This window comes from Psychrobacillus sp. NPDC096389 (assembly GCF_044762855.1).
Classification (GTDB): domain Bacteria; phylum Bacillota; class Bacilli; order Bacillales_A; family Planococcaceae; genus Psychrobacillus.
This window is the reverse complement of the sequence record NZ_JBIWFB010000004.1, coordinates 291,681-309,719: the sequence shown is the minus strand read 5'-3', so window position 1 is coordinate 309,719 and position 18,039 is coordinate 291,681. Positions and strand designations below refer to the sequence as shown.

Below are 18,039 nucleotides of genomic sequence, written 5' to 3'. Positions count from 1 at the left end.
CCCCTATCTACTCACTAGAATGGTATCGCTCTGTTCTTTTTTCTAGTAAAGTAATACCAATTGCTATTAATAATGTAGCTAAAAGTAGCATTATACTTATATACGTAATAACCCCACCTAAAGTTTCCCCATAAATGGTAACTCTTTTTAAAGCTTCCATTCCGTAATAAATAGGAGATATCCACTTCATCGCAAGTAACCCTTCTGATTGCACTATTTCCAACGGCCAGTACGCTCCCCCAATCATGGCAAAAGCTACTGCTAGCAATGAAATAATAACACCGCTTTGACTAACTGTCTTCACAAGTGAGATGACAAACAAAGAGAATGCCAGTACAAGTAATACATAAAAACTACAAATAAACACTACTTTCCAAAATCCATCGTACATATTCGTGCCCATGATAAATCGGAATACTAACAGGACTAACAACATTTGAATGAGCCCGATTACATAGCTAAACGATAGATGACCGAAATACAATTGAAATCTACTAATTGATGCAAGCTTTAATCTATTCCAAACACCAGAGCGCTTATCTTCTAATATAAATTGCACATTGATGGAAATGGTATAAAATACGAAATAGAGCATAAATCCAAATAAACTTTGTAACGCCCCATCGTATCTAAATACTTGCGATTCATCCATGGAAGATTTATTCACTTGAAAAGACTTAGCTTCTACTAATCTTTTCTCTACTTCTTCCCACTTGCTTTCTCCACCTATTGCGAGAATTTGATGCTCAAAAGCAAGTTCATTATAGATCGTTTCGATTTCAAGCGAAAGCATTCTAACCGTATCGGATTCTATATTTGCTAAAACTGTATACGTTTTTTCAGTTAACAATACACCGATTTCGTCCGTCTTTTTCTTCATCGTTTCTTGTAGTTCTTCTTCCGTTAATACAGTTATCGTATAATCGTCCTTGTTTTGAAGCTCTTCTAAAACACCTCCACTTATAGTCGTATCATCTGTCGCAACAAATATCGGAAAACTGCTGCCGACAGAGCCACTTAATACATATGCAAAAATAACAGTCATCGCTGTCATCGAAATAAGTACAAAAGGCTTCCTTTTTAAATTTTGAAGTCTTGCAAGCCATATTCCCTTCATGACGTCACCCCTCTTTTCGGAAATAAAACAATAGCAAGCAACACACAAAGAATAAGCCAAGCATATAAAACAGGTAGATTTGTCCAAATTACTTCGAAATCCTGTCCTTTTTGAATCGATAAAATAGCGGTCATCGTTGCCCCATTTGGTGTGAAGTTCCCAATATTAGCAAGGAAACTAGAAACATCTCCTATATTGAAAAATGAGCCCCCTAAAAAAGAAAAGACGGAAACGACGAAACCAGTAAATATGGTAGAGGCTCCTTCCGATTTCGTTCGCAATTGGATCGTTGTTAATAAAGCAGAAAGCCCACCTATAAATAAGCTATAACTTAAAACAATGACAAGCATTGCTTCCAGCCCTATCCAATCTATCCCTAATACAAATCGTCCAAATAATAACAGAATAGCTTGCTGTACAAAGGCTACTGCCGTTCCAGTTAGGAAGATTGAACAGGCATATAAAGTCGCCGGTACACCCGCTAAAATGAGTCGGTCATATACTTTCCACTGGACTTCCTGCAAAGCAAACCCTGATAAAAACGCTGGAGTATATAGTGCAAACATTACAAGCATTCCAACTGTGTAATATATAGAAGCAGGGATTTTCCGCTCTTGCTCTTCCAATACTTGCTCTATTTTTTCAACGGCTTGATTGTTTTGTATAATTTGATCTGGCGCAATCCCTGCTTTTGACAAAGCAAGTGACTTCGTATAACCCATTTGCCAGCTGTCGATGATCGATTGAATAATGGATGCTCGTATTTCATTTTCTTGGCTTAAAAATAATTCTAATTCAGGTATATTACTATCTTCAAAATAAGCCGATTGTATATAATTCAGACGAAAGTCCGCTGGAATAGTTAGTATGCCATCTATTTCCTTATCTTTTCGCATTTCTTCTAAATTCACCGTTTGTTTCTTCTCCAAAACAATATAGTTACTTACTTCTTCAGAGGCTAATATAGCGTTTTCTAATATATAAATAGGATCATTGCGTTTAAATTCATAGATCACACTATCTAGTGCAAGTCCATTAATCCCTTGATTTGATAAAAAGTTGTGGATAGTTGCTTCATCTTGTTCCCAGCTCGATTCATCGACTAAGACGAATCTTGCCTGTATAGCCATTTCCTCTTCATTATTCATGACACTTGCAAGTGCTGTCGATAGAATGGTAATAAGTACGACTGGCATCACTAGTAAAATGATAAGCGGTTGCTTGTTGCGCAAGAGCATTTTCATTTGTTTTCCTATTAAACTACTTAGCATAACAAATCCCCCTAGTCCCTTAATGCTCTTCCTGTTAAGTGTAAAAACACGTCTTCGAGCGAAGGAATTTTAACAACTGCAGAAGTAATCGTTATATCATTTGAGGCTGCTAACGCAAAAATAGTAGCAAGTGGTTCCTCGTTTTTAGGCAAGGAAATAGAAAGTGTCTCTTCCTCTTTTCGAATAGTTGCAGTCGGAAATTGTTTTTGAAGGACTTCTTCAAATTCTGGAGAAAGGAGATGTGCTTGGAGCTCAATCGTTTGATTGTCCGAAACGAGCGATTTAAGTGTCTCTTTTGTTCCGTGTGCGATAATTTCTCCTTGGTCCATAATATAAATTTTATCGCAAAGCAGTTCAACTTCTTCCATATAATGACTTGTATATAATAAGGTCATTCCTTCTTCTACTAATTGTTTCACTGTCTCCAAAATGTACGCTCTTGATTGGGGATCGATTCCCACTGTAGGTTCATCCATGATCAATATCGAAGGTTTGTGTAAAAGAGCTGCTCCGATATTAAGTCGTCGCTTCATGCCTCCAGAAAACGTTTTGACTATATCGCTCTGACGCTCGGTCAACCCGATTTTCTCCAATACTTCTTCCGTCCGTTTTGCCAGAGTTTCCCCCTTTAACCCATAAACACGGCCGAAAAAGTGAAGATTTTCTTTTGCAGTTAGTTCTGGATACAATGCTATTTCTTGTGGTACGACTCCTAGTACTTTTCGAAGTGCTTCTGGATTTTTATTAATAGATTGTTCGTTCCAAAGTACTTCTCCGCTAGTCGGCATGATCAGTGAAGAAAGCATAGAAATTGTTGTAGATTTCCCTGCACCATTTGGACCAAGTAATCCTACAGATTCTCCCGCTTCCAGCTTCATATTAATCTGCCGTACGACCTCCTTGTTTTTGTATTTCTTATGTAAATCAATTGCTTGCAGCATCCAGCCAACTCCTTGTTTTCATAGTAGTATAAATTATATCAAACTATTTCTATAATTCCGTTCTTTCAACCGTTAAGTTTATGTAAAAAGAATGCATAATATTTTAGGGAATAAAGACTAGGAAGCTTCTTTTGAGAAGGGTTAGTTCACCTATTAGGGAAAGTATGTCTTAGTGAACTCTGAGCCATTCCCAACGCTTGCGCGAAAGTTGAGAAATCTCTTCACGAAGTTGGACGGTCTATCCAGATAGTTGGACAATCTCTCCTCCAAACACTACAAATATATGAAATTATGCATAAAAGCTAAAACTAATAGAGCTTTCTTACGACGCATTACCCCTATATTACGTTTCTAACAAGTAGCATCATTAAATTTTAAAAAGTTACACACAACCTAAATTTTATTATTTCCACGAACAAAAAAAGCCGACCATTTCGGACGGCTTTTTATGCTGTATTTTAAGCTTCTACAGTTTGCGTTTTTAGTGGTGTATCGTATACTTCTTTGTCTAATTCCCCAGTAATTTTCGCTGTTGCGACTCCCGCTGTCATCGATCCACTTACGTTTACAGCTGTACGTCCCATATCGATTAATGGTTCTACTGAAACTAGTAAACCAGCTAAAGCAACTGGTAGATTTAAAGCAGAAAGTACTAGAATCGCAGCAAATGTTGCTCCTCCACCAACTCCCGCTACACCAAATGAACTAATTGCAACAATCGCTACAACCGTTAAGATGAACATTGGGTCAAGTGGATTAATCCCTTGTGACGGTGCAATCATAAATGCCAACATCGCTGGATACACTCCTGCACATCCGTTTTGACCAATCGATAAACCAAATGAACCGGAGAAGTTAGCGATTCCTTCAGATACACCTAGTTTCGATGTTTGCGTATTAATATTAATCGGCAGCGTACCTGCACTTGAACGAGACGTGAACGCAAATATTAATGGTTCTGAGGCCTTTTTCAAATAAGTGATTGGATTTAATCCAGATAAAGAAATAATGATTAAATGCATTGCAAACACGACTGCTAATGCTACGTAAGAAGCTACAACGAACTTCCCTAAGTTAAATATCGCTCCAAAATCAGATGTTGCTACTGTTCTAGCCATAATTGCTAAAATACCATAAGGCGTTAAACGTAATACAATTTTCACTACACTCATGACAAGTGCATACACTGCATCAATACCTTTTTTAATAATTGTTGCATTATCTTTGTCTTTTCGCGAAACCCCTAGATAAGCAAACCCTAAAAATGCCGCAAAAATAACAACAGCAATTGTGGATGTAGAACGTGCTCCTGTGAAATCTAAAAATGGATTTGCAGGAAGTAAATCAATTATTTGTTGAGGAAGTGCTTTGTCTGCGACTTCTGCAGAACGCCCTTCGTAGTATTCGGCACGTGCCGATTCTGCATCTCCTTGCACAATTTGCTCAGCATTCAAATCGAAAATTGCTGCTGAACCGATACCTACAACCGCTGCAACTGCTGTCGTTCCAATTAAGAAACTTAAAATAATTGCCGCCATTTTCCCGAAGTTTTTACCGATCGTGATTTTCGTAAATGCCCCTAAAATAGAAATGAATACTAATGGCATTACGATCATTTGAAGAAGCTTCACATACCCTGATCCAATTAAGTTATACCATTCTACAGAGTCGGCCAACACTTCTGAAGTTGCTCCGTAAATAAAATTAAGTGCTAACCCTAGCGCAATCCCAAGTCCTAAAGCTGTAAATACTCGCTTGGAAAATGATACATGTTTCTTTTGCATTATGATTAAAATCCCAACGAATATCAACAAAGCTACTACATTGAGAATTATAAATAATAAATCCATCTAAAATACCTCCCTTTCTAACTCTTAACATATAATAATTCTTTTAATCCTATTGGTCAAGTAGGTTTTATTAAATTTTTCTCAAAAAAAGTTGAAATCTAAAATGAACTACACTGAGGTGTGATGGATAGTTACTTTTCTTCTTTCTTTTCCATAAATCAGCTATACTGAAGATAAACTTCACCATACGTTGTAGGAGGTGTTATTATGGCAGCAAGTTTGTATACTCTAGTCGTTTCGGGTGTTCTGATTTTAAATATTTTCCTTGCTATTGCATTAATATTTTTAGAAAGGCGAGATGCTTCTTCTACGTGGGCGTGGATTATGATTCTTTTTTTCATCCCCATTTTAGGGTTCGGCATTTATTTATTATTTGGTAGAAAATTACGCAAAAAGCATTTATTCCGATGGGAAGGAAAAAATAAAATCGGGATTGATAAACTAATTGAATTTCAAATGGAAGCGATAGAAGATGACTCATTCGATTTTCGCCTAGATGATGCTAGTCTCTATAAAGAGCTTATTATAATGCACTTGCACAATAACCACGCAGTTCTAACGCAAGACAATGATGTCGAAATCTTCACGGACGGTCGTAAAAAATTTGATGCCCTCTTGCATGATTTAGAAAATGCAAAAGATCATATTCATATTCAATATTATATTTTTCGATTAGACAACCTTGGGCAACAAATTTACCAAGTGCTCTTAGCTAAAGCAAAACAAGGAGTAAAAGTACGAATATTATACGATGATACCGGCTCTCGTTCTTTACGAAAAAGACATTTTAAAGAATTAATTGATTTAGGCGGTCGAGTGGAAGCTTTCTTCCCTGCTATTTTGCCTCTTATCAATCCACGGATGAACTATCGTAATCATCGAAAAATCGTTGTAATTGATGGTCGTATTGGCTATATCGGAGGCTTTAACGTCGGGGATGAATATTTGGGATTAAACAAAAAGTTTGGATACTGGCGCGACACGCATTTACGTATTGAAGGGAGCTCTGTTCATCCTCTACAAACACGTTTTATACTCGATTGGAACCAAGCTTCTGCGGAGCATGATATTGAATACTCCGATATATTTTTCCCGGCTATCCCTTTGAAAGGTTCCGTCGGTTTACAAATTGTTTCAAGTGGGCCAGACTCTGAATGGGAACAAATAAAAAATGGATATTTAAAGCTAATCATGATGGCCAAAAAATATATTTATATTCAAACACCATACTTCATTCCAGATGCTAGCTTTATGGATACATTGCGTATTGCCTGTTTATCGGGTATAGATGTACGCATAATGATTCCAAATAAACCAGACCACATTTTTGTTTATTGGGCAACTTACTCTTATGTAGGGGAACTCATCAAGGCCGGGGCAAAAATATATATTTACGAAAATGGATTTTTGCACACAAAAATGATCGTGATTGATGATGAAGCTTCCACAGTAGGTACTGCTAATATTGATGTGCGTAGTTTCAAGTTGAATTTTGAAGTAAATGCATTTATTTATGATCGGGAAACCTCTCATCAACTAGCGGAGATTTTCGAAGAAGATATGAAAGTATCAACCGAAATGACGTGGGAGATTTACGAAGAACGAACTAAAATGATTAAATTTAAAGAATCACTCGCTCGACTATTGTCACCAATATTATAAAAAAGAGGTTTCCAAAATCGGAAACCTCTTTCTTTTATAAATTAAAATATTCTTCTAAAGTTGTACCTGCTTCATAAACCTTCGGCGCCAGTTCTTTTCCAACATATCGGAAATGCCAAGGTTCGTACATATAGCCGGTGATCTTTTCTTTACCGTTTGGATAACGCATGATAAAACCATATTTATGTGCATTGGCAGCTACCCATTTACCAGCTTCTGTTTCTCCGAAGCTCTCTCTTGCAAAATGCTGTTCAAAATGTTGTTCTCCTATATCAAAAGCAAGCCCCGTTTGATGCTCGGAATATCCAGGTCGCGCGCTATAACGATCCGCTGCTTCTTGACCATCGTTACTCACATATTTTTCATATAGAGTTGTTTGATAATCAAATGAACGATACGTACTAAATGCAACTAGCTCATAGCCAGAAAGTGTAGCTTCTGCTGCCATTTCCTCGAATGCCGCTCTTGCTTCCTTACTTTCGCCTGGTGCATAAGTAGATGGCAATGGATACTTTTTACTTGCTATCAAAATCCCTTCCACATAGGTCGGTTCTTCTGGCAATGTTTCGTTGCCTACGTAACCTTTTGCTCCAGACAAATCAACTTCCGGTTCTTCTACAACTGGCGTTTCCACTACAGGTTCCTCTTCTACTGGTTCTTCTTTCGGTTTTTCCTCTACGGGATTAGACTCCTCCGCTTTAAGCGAAATTCCTAAAGCATTCATACTTTTATCTATATCCCAGTCATTCCACCAAATCCATCCCACACTTATTACTATCAAAACCCCTAAAATGGATCCGAAAACAATATAAGGCCATTTTCTTTTTTTCTTCTTTTGTGACAAACTATATCTTGACTGCATATCTGGTCTTCCTTCTTTCCACTCTCGATACTTCTAGTTTAACATTTTCCCACGAAAATTTCGCTAGACTATCTTCTCATAATACAAAACAAAAAACTATCTTAATAAAGGAAAGTACGCATAATAAGGATAATGCGTCTTAGTGAATTGTATAAAGTGTCCGCAGGGATTTTCGCAGCAGGGCGGACGCTTTCCGTAGGGTGAGCGATGAGCCTTCACCGCCGCGCCTACGCGCGTACGTTGTGAAGTCTCATTTTACTCACTTAATCCTACTGGAGTCGCCGCCCTGCTGCGAAAATCCAATGGAAAATACTAACTTATTAGTATCCTGAATTAACAATAAATGGTTGAACGAGCCAATTTCCACAGTGTGCGTGACAATCACAATTCCAAACATTAGAATACACACCCGGAAAGAGAAAACATGGGAGCTGAACACGACAACCCCAGCCTATCCGATACTAGCTTGCCTGTACAGATGGCTTTATAACGTATTGTTCCAATAATATATAAAAATTATAGTCATCTCACCCTAAGTAAAGAGCTGATTTAAGAATTTAGTTGCTTTCATCGGCTATTTGATTGCTCTCGCGATGATTTGATTGCTTTCAGAATGGAGTTGGTTGCTTTCCATGAATGGTTGGTTGCTCTAAGCCATTTACTGGATAAAATAGGCCCATAAAATGTAGTAAGCTTTGTTATTTGCAAGCAAATATTGAATAAGCAAGTAATTTCCATTGATTTTCGCTGCAAGCGTCGACTCCAGCCGGATAAGTGAGCAAAATGAGACATCCCAACGTACGCCTAAGCGGCGGGGATGGCTCATCGCTTACCCGGCGGAAAGCGTACGATTGCAGCGAAAATCTTAGCGGCCACCTAACAGGGCTTTACGACACATTATCCCTACACTATGTTCAAAATACAAAAAGTTACATAACCTCTATTATTAAAAGATATTTTCCGATTACTAATAAGAAAAATGCGCCTACCTTTCTCAGGTAAACGCACTTGTTAAAATAATATTAATGCTAGTACGACGAAAAATAGGACAGTAAAAACGATTGCCATCGTCCTCATCCACTTTGCTTCTCGCGGGAAACCTTTTTCCTTAAAACTTATCGCACGATAGCCGTTACTAAGTGCAAAAATAGCTGTCATAAATAGTACTGCCAAATTTAAATTACCTTTGATAATAAACACTAATGCAGTAATTGCCGCTCCAACAATTAAAACAGAAAAAATCCAATTTTTCTTCATTACACATACACCTCACAAGAAAAAAACGAAGCTCTCGAAGCTTCGTTTTTATACTGATTCTTTTGCTTTCTCTGGATGATTCGAGTAGAATTTTCTTCCTAAGTATGTTTGGAATATTAATAATAACCCACCAACTGTCCAGTAAAGTGGCAATGCTGCCATCGAGCTAAACGAGATGAACATAATCATAATAGGCGAAATATAAATCATCATCTTCATTTGTTGCTTTTGTTGTTCAGGTACAGTCCACAATGACACTTTCGCTTGGATGAAATATACTGCCCCTGCTATAAGCGTCATCGCAATATCAGGTGAACCTAAATTAAACCACATAAATGGGTGTGCTTTGATCTCAGTTGAGTGTGAAATCGCAAAGTAAAGTCCCATGACAATAGGCATTTGAATAATCATTGGTAAACAGCCCATATTTAGTGGATTTACTCCGTGTTTACGGTACAGCCCCATCATTTCTTGCTGTAAAGCCATTTGCTCTTCTTTAGATTTTGTTTCCTTTAATTTCTTTTGGATTTCGTCCATTTCTGGTTTCAATTTATCCATTTTTTCTTTCATACCTTGTTGGTGCTTATAGTTTCTAAGCATTAACGGCATAAGGGCTAAACGGATGATAACTGTAATAGCGATAATCGCTAGTCCATAGCTACCATTAAACATTTCACCGAAGAAGTGTATTAAAAACTCAAAAGGTCGAACAAATATATTGTAAAAAGTACCCTCTTTGTTTTCTACTCCCGCACATCCACTAAGTACAATGGCTGCGAATACAAGAATAGAAAGTAAACTAATTTTCTTTTTCAATTCATTCACCTACATTTATCAAACTATACCGAGTATACATCACTATGAAGCTATTTATCAAATCTAAAGCGATTTAGGCTCATTAGGGAAAATATATTTGAAATTTGGATGTTCCAGATGATTTCTAAATTGTTTTGGTGTAACCCCTGTATATTTTTTAAATATACGGGTGAAATAACTTTGGTTACAAAAATGGAAGGAATCCGAAATATCCAAGATAGCTTTATTCGTATGTCTTAAAAAGTACTGACATTCCTCGACCTTACGAATATTTAAATATTCTACGAGAGTTACTCCCGTATGTTCCCTAAAAATACGAGATAAATGGCTTGTACTAATATTGAAATGGTTTGCAATATCCTCCACTGTTAGGTTTGTCTCATTTCCATCGCTTATAAATAATATAACCTTGTTAACCGTTTGATGACCAAAGGATGGCTTTTTTCTTTCTGTGATGACCATAACAAAAAATTCTACTAATTCATCTGCACATTGAAGAAACTGTGCATCATTCATTTGTGTATCAATAATATCAACACTAGCAATATTAAATGCCATTACTTTATCAGTGGGCACCTGGTTTTCATACAGTTTTCTTGCCATAATGGAAGCTAATTGTATGTAGTAATTTTTCACATTTAAAATCATATGTTTGCCAGTTCTGGCAATGATTAAATCAATCATTTTTCTTAAAACTGCTTTTGCTTCTTCAATTTCATATGAAAACATATGAAGGAATAACTTCTTTTCTAATTCGAAAAATTGATCTAAACCTTCAATTCTATTAGTGACACCCATTTCTTTGTTATAAGACTTAGAGAAATACTCTAAAAATATTTTATCTTTACTATACATATAATCCTCATCTTTCTTTTTCCTAGTACTTTTGAAATACCTTTTGATTTAGGGACACAGCATCATTTTATATCATTATACTGGTAATTAAAACTATTTTCTCTTAAAATAAGTGAAATCATTCACGTTGAATTTTTCACCTATTATATTCATAATTTTTTTCCTATTATAGTAAAACTCTTCGTTTTCTATTATTTATTTCGGCTATTACTTCTATCTTTCAAATAGTTAATATGAATTTTTTGGAATTATTTCTACTAGCTTCGCCCCTTCCCCATATTTCTAGTGAGAAACAGTTCTAAATGATAAACTAAAGAGTAGTTCAATATAGAAATGAGGAACTAATTTGCGCTTTTTTGTATATATTATTATCTTTTTTTCCTTTTTTGATTTATTTACACAGTTGCCAATCATGAGTCCATTTGCCACGACGCTTGGGGCAACTCCATTTATTACTGGCTTAGTTGTAGGTATGTATTCATTTTCGAATACAATCGGAAATGTTATTTCTGGTTTTTGGACCGATAAAAAGGGACCATTTTATATCTTACTATTCGGTTTGGTTACAACGAGCGGAGCCTTATTCTTATATCAATTAGTAACAGAACCAATCGGCCTATTATTCATACGTTTTATCCATGGTTTGGTTGCAGGTTTAATCGTTCCTGCAGCGTTTACTTTTTCAGCTAACCAAACTGCTAGCGAAAAACGCGGAAAAGGCGTGGCATTATCTGGAGCATTTGTCGGTTTAGCTGCTATCGTTGGTCCCGCTATGAGTGGTATCATTGCGAGTAAAAAAAGTGAAGTATTTGTACTTAGTATTACTGGTTCCATCATGCTTTTGTTAAGTCTCTTAACGCTGATTATTTTAAGATCCGTTACAGTACATAAAAAAACACCAATTGCTAGGTCCACTTCCTCTATATCCATTCGTTCATTTTTTAAGGAAGCTGGTTTAGTTAAAGCTTTTGCTGGGGCATTTTTCTTAATGTTTTCACAAGGCGTATTGGCATATATGCTCCCTCTTAAAATTGTGCAGCTCGGATTTGATTCGAAAACTAGTGGATTACTACTAAGTACATTTGGATTTGTTGCTATTCTAATTTTTATCCTTCCAACTAATCGGATTTTCGATCGAGTGAAACCTGTTAAAACATTAGCTTTTGGGATGGCACTTATGGGTATTAGCATGTTACTCTTGGGTCAATCAGAGATACTGTCACTTATGTATATATGGATGGGTGTTTATGGGGTTGGCTTTGCGTTTTTATTTCCTTCCATTAATTCGTTATTAATAGATTCTACAGATACTTCTTACCGTGGGAAAGCATATGGATATTTTTATGCGTTTTTCTCGATCGGGGTTGTCGCTGGTTCCAGTTTGACTGGTTATTTAGAGTTAACTGCGAATGATGGCTTTTTATTAACAGGAGTTATTTTACTCATTACGTCAGTACTGTCTATTTTTAATAATAAAAAGGCGCCATGATAGGCTCCTTTTTATTTTGTATCCTCTTTAGATTTGTTTGCTTTGTCTTGTACTTCTTCGTTATAGTACTGGACACTTGTCATTGCCCCTTCAGATACCATTTTGTTATCTGGGATATTTTGTGGATCTGGATTACCAGTTTCCGTTAAATCTGAATTATTATGCTTTTGTGCTTCCATATACGAATTTACTTTGGCTTTCGTATTGTTAAAAGCTACAACTGCTTTATCTCGATTCTCTTTTTTTCTGAAATAGGCATATGCCCCCGCTGCAAGACCTGCTAACAATAATGATTTATTTTTTGCCATTAGTATTACCTCCGAGTTTTTCTGATATTCTACCTGTTAATATACATACCCATATTTAAATCATCTAAACGTATATTCTTTCTTATAACTTGTATTGCTTGTAACTTTATTCTACTTATTGGTAGAAGATTGTTCGTATTTTTGATATGATAACAAAAAGAATTTAGAGGTGATTTCAAATGATTAGGGCGACAACGTTAGAAGATATTTCAACTGTACAACAAATCGCAAAGATCAGTTGGAACGAAACATATAAAGATATCATTCCTGATAATATACAAGCACTGTTTTTAGAAAAGGCTTATTCAAATACAATGCTTGCGAAACGAATGGAAAAAACAATTTTTTTACTCGCTGAATATAAAGGGCAACCAGTTGGATTCGCAAGCTTTACCTATGTAGATGAGGATGGTGATGCAGAACTTACTGCCATTTACATATTACCTGAGTATCAACAACTCGGGTTAGGTAAAAAGCTACTGCAAGCAGGGTTAGAAGAAATGCATACCGGTCGCCAATTATTCGTTTATGTAGAAAGCGAGAATAAAAAAGCTCGTGAGTTTTATGAACACTTCGGATTTGAGTGCTTAGAAGAATTTGACGAATATTTTGAGGGCCATCCTTTATCCACAGCAAAATATATGTATCTATTGAAAACACTAGCTTATTAGGCTAGTGTTTTTCTAATTACACAGTTTTATAATATTCTTCTTCAGCAAATTGCACTGGCGGCTTACGAACGAAACACATAATTGCAGCGATATACAATAAAATAGAAGTTAAAGAAATAATTCCAGCTAACAGACCAGCTATTATAAACATAGCACCTGCAAGCTTTGGTTTTTTGTTTTTAGTAACAGCAACAATTCCAACGATATTCAACACAAGGCTAATCACAAGGACAATAACAAATCCCCATCCAAAAGCGCTTAACATGTCTGGTAATACATCCACAAATTGAGCAACCATTTCAGCTTCTTCTCCTGTAAAAGTTGGATCATTCAAGATTTGTTGTTGAAATTCAGACTTTACAGACTCGTCTTGCATCGCGGCACTACCGCTTACTACGAGAATAGATAATCCTATAATTGCAATAATAGTAAATAGAGCACTAATAACACCTAAAACAATTTCTCCAGTACGTGACATATAAATAACCTCCATAAAAGTTTTATTACAATTTATTCTACGAATACAATTAATAAAAGTTCCGTCTTTTTTAATCTTCCCCCCATCTTTTGGGTTAAACCTGTTTAAAAATTTTAAAACTTGGGCATTTATATACTAACACTTATTTAAAGGAGGATGATTAGATGGAGAAAAAGTTGATTTTTAACCAGTCTGATTTCTTTTATACATTGGCAGGTGCTTCCGTATTAACAGGAATTTTAGTATTATTTACACAGATATAGTAGGAAAAAGATAAAAGGCAATCCACTCATTTAAAAGCGGATTGCCTTTTTGTTTTAGTTTTACTCAAGCTTTTACATCATTATATTCATCTGATTTATTGAAGACGGCTACAACGTAAGAGCATACAGCTTCCATTTTCAAATTGTTTTCGCGAGCATGAGAAGCGGCAGTATCAAGTAGTTTTTTTGCTACACCTTGGCCTCTTAACTTATCAGAAACGTAAGTGTGATCCATAACCATGATATCTCCAAGTAGTGTCCACGTTATTTCACCAAGTTTTTCTCCCTCTTGTATATACTCGTATGCAAAAACGTCATTGCCTAATTCTTTGTATTGAAAATCCATTGTTTACCACTCCTTTTCTGAATTTTAACACATCTATTTGTTAATTGACAACGGACGCAACTTGGCTTCAATTTGTGCTCTTTGCGGCTCTAAAAAAGGCGGCAGTGCGAGTTTTTCTCCAAGTGATTCCATCGGCTCATCGGAGTCGAAACCTGGTTCATCCGTTGCCAATTCATATAGAATACCGTTCGGTTCTCTAAAGTAAATAGATTTAAAATAATAACGATCAACTAAACCAGAAGTAGTAAAGCCATGTGAGTGCAATAATTCTTCCCATTTCGGATAATCTTCCATTGTCGGTACCCGGAATGCCACATGGTGCACGCTTCCTCGTCCAGGTTGCTCAATTGGTAAGTCTGTGCGGGTTTCTATATGCACTTCTCCAGCTGGTCCTCCTTTTCCAGTTGTGTAAACTAGAATATCGGGCATTTTTTCTATTGGGGATGGATAAGATCCTGCTAACGTGAACCCAAGTATATCTTGAAGTACTTTTTCTGTTGCTGTCGATTTTCTTACCGTTAATGTTACCGGACCTAAACCAACGATAGCATTTTCAGCTGAAATTTCATCTTTTACCCATGCTTCTCCGTAAGGAATTCCTTTACCATCATCTACAACTAGCATCAATCTTGAACCTTCAAAATCTTCAAAGTAAAGCGTGTTTCTACCATATCTTTCCGTAATTTGATCGTGCGGTACTTCATATTGCTCGAATCTAGTTTTCCAAAATATTAATGCAGCATCGCTTTTTACTCGAAATGCCGTGTTACTAATACTAGATACTCCAGGATATGTTCTACCTGCCATCGGAATGTCAAAGTACGTCATATCCGTTCCTGGTGTCCCAACTGCGTCTGCGTAAAACAAATGATACGAAGAGGTGCTATCCTGATTGACGCTCTTTTTGACTAAACGCATTCCTAATATTCTTGTAAAAAAATCATGGTTTTTATCCGCATCTCCAGTAATGGCCGATACATGGTGTATACCTGCTAATTTCATATTAACTTCCTCCTTCTTATATATCTTGAATTCGAGATATCTTGATTTTATATTAACAAATATTTATTTAGTGTGCAAATAAAACGTCCCTGTGCAACAAACAATTCTGAATTGTTTGTTGCACAGGGACAAATTTTAGTTAAAAATAGAACGAATAGAATCGATTAAATTCTTGAAGAAATCTTTTACACTTTGCCAAAAACCTTCGTTATCGACAAGATTACCTACTTTTTCTTCAATTGTTTTACTTAAATCATTTAACTGATCGGACCATTTACTAAAATCGATATCTAATTGACGAATACGATCCATAATATCGATTAATAACTGTCGATCTTTTTCGGAAAGCTCAATTTTCAAGTTGGCAAGCTGCTCCGATACAATTTTTTCTACTTCTTCACGAGAGACTGGGTTTTGTTCAGCAATTTGCTTTTTAATTTCTGTCAATAACTCACTTACTTTTGCTTCATCAATACCTGCTTCTTTTGAAAGTATGGTCGCTACAGATAACTCATCACTTGCTACATCTGTACGTTCTGTATCTAGCTTTCCACCTGTTACTTCATACGCTTTATAGATCCCAACTAATGCCGAATGGCCAGTAACTGGTTTGGGTGCTGCAATTTCAACAACTGCATCTTGAATACCAGCTGTTAGCATTGCATTGGCATACATTTCAGAAGTTACTTCTGTAATATTACTTGGGGTAACAATATTAATAACTAACCCTTTTCCTGCATCTTTTCTAGTAATCTTAGCAGAAGAAAACATTCTAGCAGATGCATCTCCGTCTTTTAAATAAGTCACCAAATCTTGCCCTGTTACTTCAATTTCTTGAACATCAGAGCTATCTGTTATTTTTAAACTTTCTTTTACACTATTCTTTTGTTCTTCTGTTAGATTGCCACCGTAAACAACGATTGGAGCACCAAATTTCTCATTTACTACTTCTTCGGTTGTCGTCGATCCATCAGAGTCAGCACTTGCAATAGACGGGGCAATAAATGCTCCTATTACTAGTATTATAGCCATTATGGTTTGCAAAAACTTTTTCATTTCATCAAACTCCTTTCCAGTTGGCTCATCCATTAGTACGTAAAAAGGAGTAAAAAGTTCCGAATGAATCGATTCTTTTTACCCCTTTTCTCATTCTTTTACTTGCGTCCAGCCATCGCTTTGAACGATTTTGCCTTCTTTCATAAGTTTACCAAGCGCACGTTTAAATGCTGCTTTGCTCATCGTGAACATTTCTTGGATTTCTTCTGGAGTTGATTTGTCTGTAAACGGCATTTTTCCACCAACATCATTTATATAACGGAATATCGACTCTGCATCGTCTCCTATGCGCTCGTGTCTCCGTGGAAGTAGTGATCCGTTTAAAGAGCCATCTTCTTTCGTATCAATAATACGAACGGTAAGATCTTGTCCAAGTCTTGGTTCTTCTACGCGTTCTGATTGATGAACGAAAATTCGATAGTTCTCGGGTACGCTTAGTAAAAATGTTCCAACAGGGAGTAATCGATAAGGTCTTGCTTGTAAGTTTTGGTTGAATAATGTTGTAGGTGCATCAATATACAGTTCCTCTACTCGATCCTCTGTTGCCAAACGCCCAAATAGTTCTCCGTCTTTATCCGTTCGAAGGGTCATATATAGATGATCCCCATTTACTGGCCAAAGTTCTTTTATCTTCGGTAAGTCTTCTGCTTTTACTTGTACTTCTTTGGACGTACCGATATCTACAAAAGCTCCTTCTTTTTCAGAAACTTTAATCACTCTTGCCCATCCATACGTTCCTTTTTGTATAGTAGGAAGCCCAGTCGTCGCGGATAGATTACCTCTTCGGTCTACAAATAAAAACACCTCAATCGTATCATCTATTTGTAAATCTTCTGGCGCTTCAGATGCATTTAATGAAATTTCCATCTCATTATGATGAAGAATCCATTTGGAACCTTCTTGTGACTTTACTTGTAATTTTACAATTTCTCCTGATGATAGTTCTGTCAAATATATCGCTCTCCTTTTTATCTATATAGTTGGTTTTGTTTTTTAGTCTTTTGTTTCTTCTTTTAAAGCAAGTAGTCTCGATTGCAACTCAGGATTCTCTTCCAAAAATAAAACTAAATCGGCAATTCGATCAATAGAATTCCAACTTAAATGATGTTCAATACCTTCAACATCTCCATAAATATTTTCTTCTTCCACACCAATTAATCGTAAAAAGTCTTCTAGTAAGTCATGTCGCTTCACTAGTTTTTTTCCAAGTTTCATTCCTTTGGTTGTAAGGGTTAAGCCACGATATTTTTCGTATATTAAGAAACCATCTTTATCCAACTTTTGTACCATTTTTGTTACGGAAGATGGTAATACCGATAATGCTTCTGCTATGTCAGACACACGAGCATATCCCTTCTGCTCGATTAATATATAAATTTGTTCTATATGGTCTTCCATGCTTGGTGTTGGCATTTACATCTTCCTTTCCTCACTTCTTTGTTCATTTTACTACATCCTGTCCCCCTTCACAATTCAAGACATTATTTCCTACAGCCTACATCATTCAGAAATGGAATTATTTACTATTCACATAAAATGTTTAATACACCCTTGTAAGGGGTAACTTTTTAATAACGATGAGTAACAATGGAAAGGATGTTCTACATGGGTAAATTACTATGGACGATTATCGTCATATTAATCGTACTTTGGTTATTAGGTTTAGTTTTAAAAATAGGCGGCGGGCTTATCCACGCACTATTAATTATTGCCGGTATTATTTTCGTCATTCAACTTGTAACAGGAAGACGATCGCTTTAGAAAAAGGTGTTGCCTAATAGGCAGCACCTTTTTT

19 protein-coding genes are annotated in these 18,039 nt (G+C 36.2%); 4 read left to right on the top strand and 15 right to left on the bottom strand.

Annotation, left to right across the window (positions count from 1 at the left end):
- Positions 1–7 precede the first annotated feature (7 nt).
- The 4 genes from ACIQ38_RS13095 to ACIQ38_RS13080 all read right to left on the bottom strand — a co-directional run bounded on the left by ACIQ38_RS13095 (position 8) and on the right by ACIQ38_RS13080 (position 5,179).
- Entirely contained in the window at positions 8–1,117 is a 1,110-nt protein-coding gene (locus tag ACIQ38_RS13095; protein ID WP_402823439.1) for an ABC transporter permease, read from the bottom strand.
- Complete coding sequence (locus ACIQ38_RS13090) at positions 1,114–2,388, bottom strand: ABC transporter permease (protein WP_402823436.1); 1,275 nt, start codon at positions 2,386–2,388, stop codon at positions 1,114–1,116. The genes ACIQ38_RS13095 and ACIQ38_RS13090 overlap by 4 nt, the downstream gene beginning before the upstream one ends.
- An 11-nt stretch (positions 2,389–2,399) precedes the next feature.
- Positions 2,400–3,329, bottom strand: coding sequence for an ABC transporter ATP-binding protein (locus ACIQ38_RS13085; protein WP_402823434.1), 930 nt, complete (start codon positions 3,327–3,329; stop codon positions 2,400–2,402).
- A gap of 458 nt (positions 3,330–3,787) precedes the next feature.
- Positions 3,788–5,179, bottom strand: a complete 1,392-nt coding sequence (locus ACIQ38_RS13080; protein WP_402823431.1) for an L-cystine transporter — start codon at positions 5,177–5,179, stop codon at positions 3,788–3,790.
- Positions 5,180–5,386: 207 nt separating this feature from the next.
- Here ACIQ38_RS13080 and cls point away from each other — a divergent pair, with 207 nt between their 5' ends.
- Entirely contained in the window at positions 5,387–6,841 is a 1,455-nt protein-coding gene (cls, locus tag ACIQ38_RS13075) for a cardiolipin synthase (RefSeq protein ID WP_402823428.1), read from the top strand.
- 34 nt (positions 6,842–6,875) lie between these two features.
- Here cls and ACIQ38_RS13070 read toward each other — a convergent pair whose 3' ends face one another.
- The 4 genes from ACIQ38_RS13070 to ACIQ38_RS13055 form a co-directional block, all read right to left on the bottom strand.
- Positions 6,876–7,703 carry a M15 family metallopeptidase gene (locus ACIQ38_RS13070; protein ID WP_402823425.1) on the bottom strand — a complete coding sequence of 276 codons (828 nt, stop codon included), beginning with the start codon at positions 7,701–7,703 and terminating at the stop codon, positions 6,876–6,878.
- A gap of 1,011 nt (positions 7,704–8,714) precedes the next feature.
- Positions 8,715–8,960, bottom strand: coding sequence for a hypothetical protein (locus ACIQ38_RS13065; protein ID WP_402823422.1), 246 nt, complete (start codon positions 8,958–8,960; stop codon positions 8,715–8,717).
- 48 nt (positions 8,961–9,008) lie between these two features.
- Positions 9,009–9,776, bottom strand: coding sequence for a membrane protein insertase YidC (gene yidC / locus ACIQ38_RS13060; RefSeq protein WP_402823419.1), 768 nt, complete (start codon positions 9,774–9,776; stop codon positions 9,009–9,011).
- A 63-nt stretch (positions 9,777–9,839) separates the two neighbouring features.
- A complete protein-coding gene (locus ACIQ38_RS13055; RefSeq protein ID WP_402823416.1) occupies positions 9,840–10,631 on the bottom strand; it encodes a helix-turn-helix transcriptional regulator in 792 nt (263 codons plus the stop codon).
- A 346-nt stretch (positions 10,632–10,977) separates the two neighbouring features.
- On the opposite strand from ACIQ38_RS13055, the gene ACIQ38_RS13050 reads away from it, so the two are divergent.
- Complete coding sequence (locus ACIQ38_RS13050) at positions 10,978–12,120, top strand: MFS transporter (protein WP_402823413.1); 1,143 nt, start codon at positions 10,978–10,980, stop codon at positions 12,118–12,120.
- Positions 12,121–12,131: 11 nt separating this feature from the next.
- On the opposite strand, the gene ACIQ38_RS13045 is transcribed toward ACIQ38_RS13050, so the two are convergent.
- The gene (locus ACIQ38_RS13045) at positions 12,132–12,428 is read right to left on the bottom strand and encodes a hypothetical protein (RefSeq protein WP_402823410.1); all 297 of its coding nucleotides are present in this window, start codon (positions 12,426–12,428) and stop codon (positions 12,132–12,134) included.
- 179 nt (positions 12,429–12,607) lie between these two features.
- On the opposite strand from ACIQ38_RS13045, the gene ACIQ38_RS13040 reads away from it, so the two are divergent.
- Positions 12,608–13,099: a GNAT family N-acetyltransferase gene (locus tag ACIQ38_RS13040; protein WP_402823407.1), complete on the top strand. Its 492-nt coding sequence runs from the start codon at positions 12,608–12,610 to the stop codon at positions 13,097–13,099.
- 16 nt (positions 13,100–13,115) lie between these two features.
- Here the strand turns inward: ACIQ38_RS13040 and ACIQ38_RS13035 are convergent, their stop codons facing one another.
- The 6 genes from ACIQ38_RS13035 to mntR form a co-directional block, all read right to left on the bottom strand.
- Positions 13,116–13,577 carry a DUF4064 domain-containing protein gene (locus tag ACIQ38_RS13035; RefSeq protein WP_402823404.1) on the bottom strand — a complete coding sequence of 154 codons (462 nt, stop codon included), beginning with the start codon at positions 13,575–13,577 and terminating at the stop codon, positions 13,116–13,118.
- A gap of 327 nt (positions 13,578–13,904) precedes the next feature.
- The gene (locus ACIQ38_RS13030) at positions 13,905–14,186 is read right to left on the bottom strand and encodes a GNAT family N-acetyltransferase (RefSeq protein ID WP_402823401.1); all 282 of its coding nucleotides are present in this window, start codon (positions 14,184–14,186) and stop codon (positions 13,905–13,907) included.
- A 33-nt stretch (positions 14,187–14,219) separates the two neighbouring features.
- Positions 14,220–15,188: a ring-cleaving dioxygenase gene (locus ACIQ38_RS13025; protein ID WP_402823398.1), complete on the bottom strand. Its 969-nt coding sequence runs from the start codon at positions 15,186–15,188 to the stop codon at positions 14,220–14,222.
- Between the two features lie 135 nt (positions 15,189–15,323).
- Positions 15,324–16,244 (bottom strand): DUF1002 domain-containing protein, encoded by a 921-nt coding sequence (locus ACIQ38_RS13020; RefSeq protein ID WP_402823395.1) that lies wholly within the window; start codon positions 16,242–16,244, stop codon positions 15,324–15,326.
- Between the two features lie 90 nt (positions 16,245–16,334).
- The gene (locus ACIQ38_RS13015; RefSeq protein WP_402823392.1) at positions 16,335–17,195 is read right to left on the bottom strand and encodes a CvfB family protein; all 861 of its coding nucleotides are present in this window, start codon (positions 17,193–17,195) and stop codon (positions 16,335–16,337) included.
- A 42-nt stretch (positions 17,196–17,237) separates the two neighbouring features.
- Entirely contained in the window at positions 17,238–17,657 is a 420-nt protein-coding gene (gene mntR, locus ACIQ38_RS13010; RefSeq protein ID WP_142608786.1) for a transcriptional regulator MntR, read from the bottom strand.
- A 192-nt stretch (positions 17,658–17,849) separates the two neighbouring features.
- Between mntR and ACIQ38_RS13005 the strand changes: the two genes are divergently transcribed.
- On the top strand, positions 17,850–18,005 hold the full coding sequence (locus ACIQ38_RS13005) for a lmo0937 family membrane protein (protein WP_402823387.1): 156 nt from the start codon (positions 17,850–17,852) through the stop codon (positions 18,003–18,005).
- Positions 18,006–18,039 lie beyond the last annotated feature (34 nt).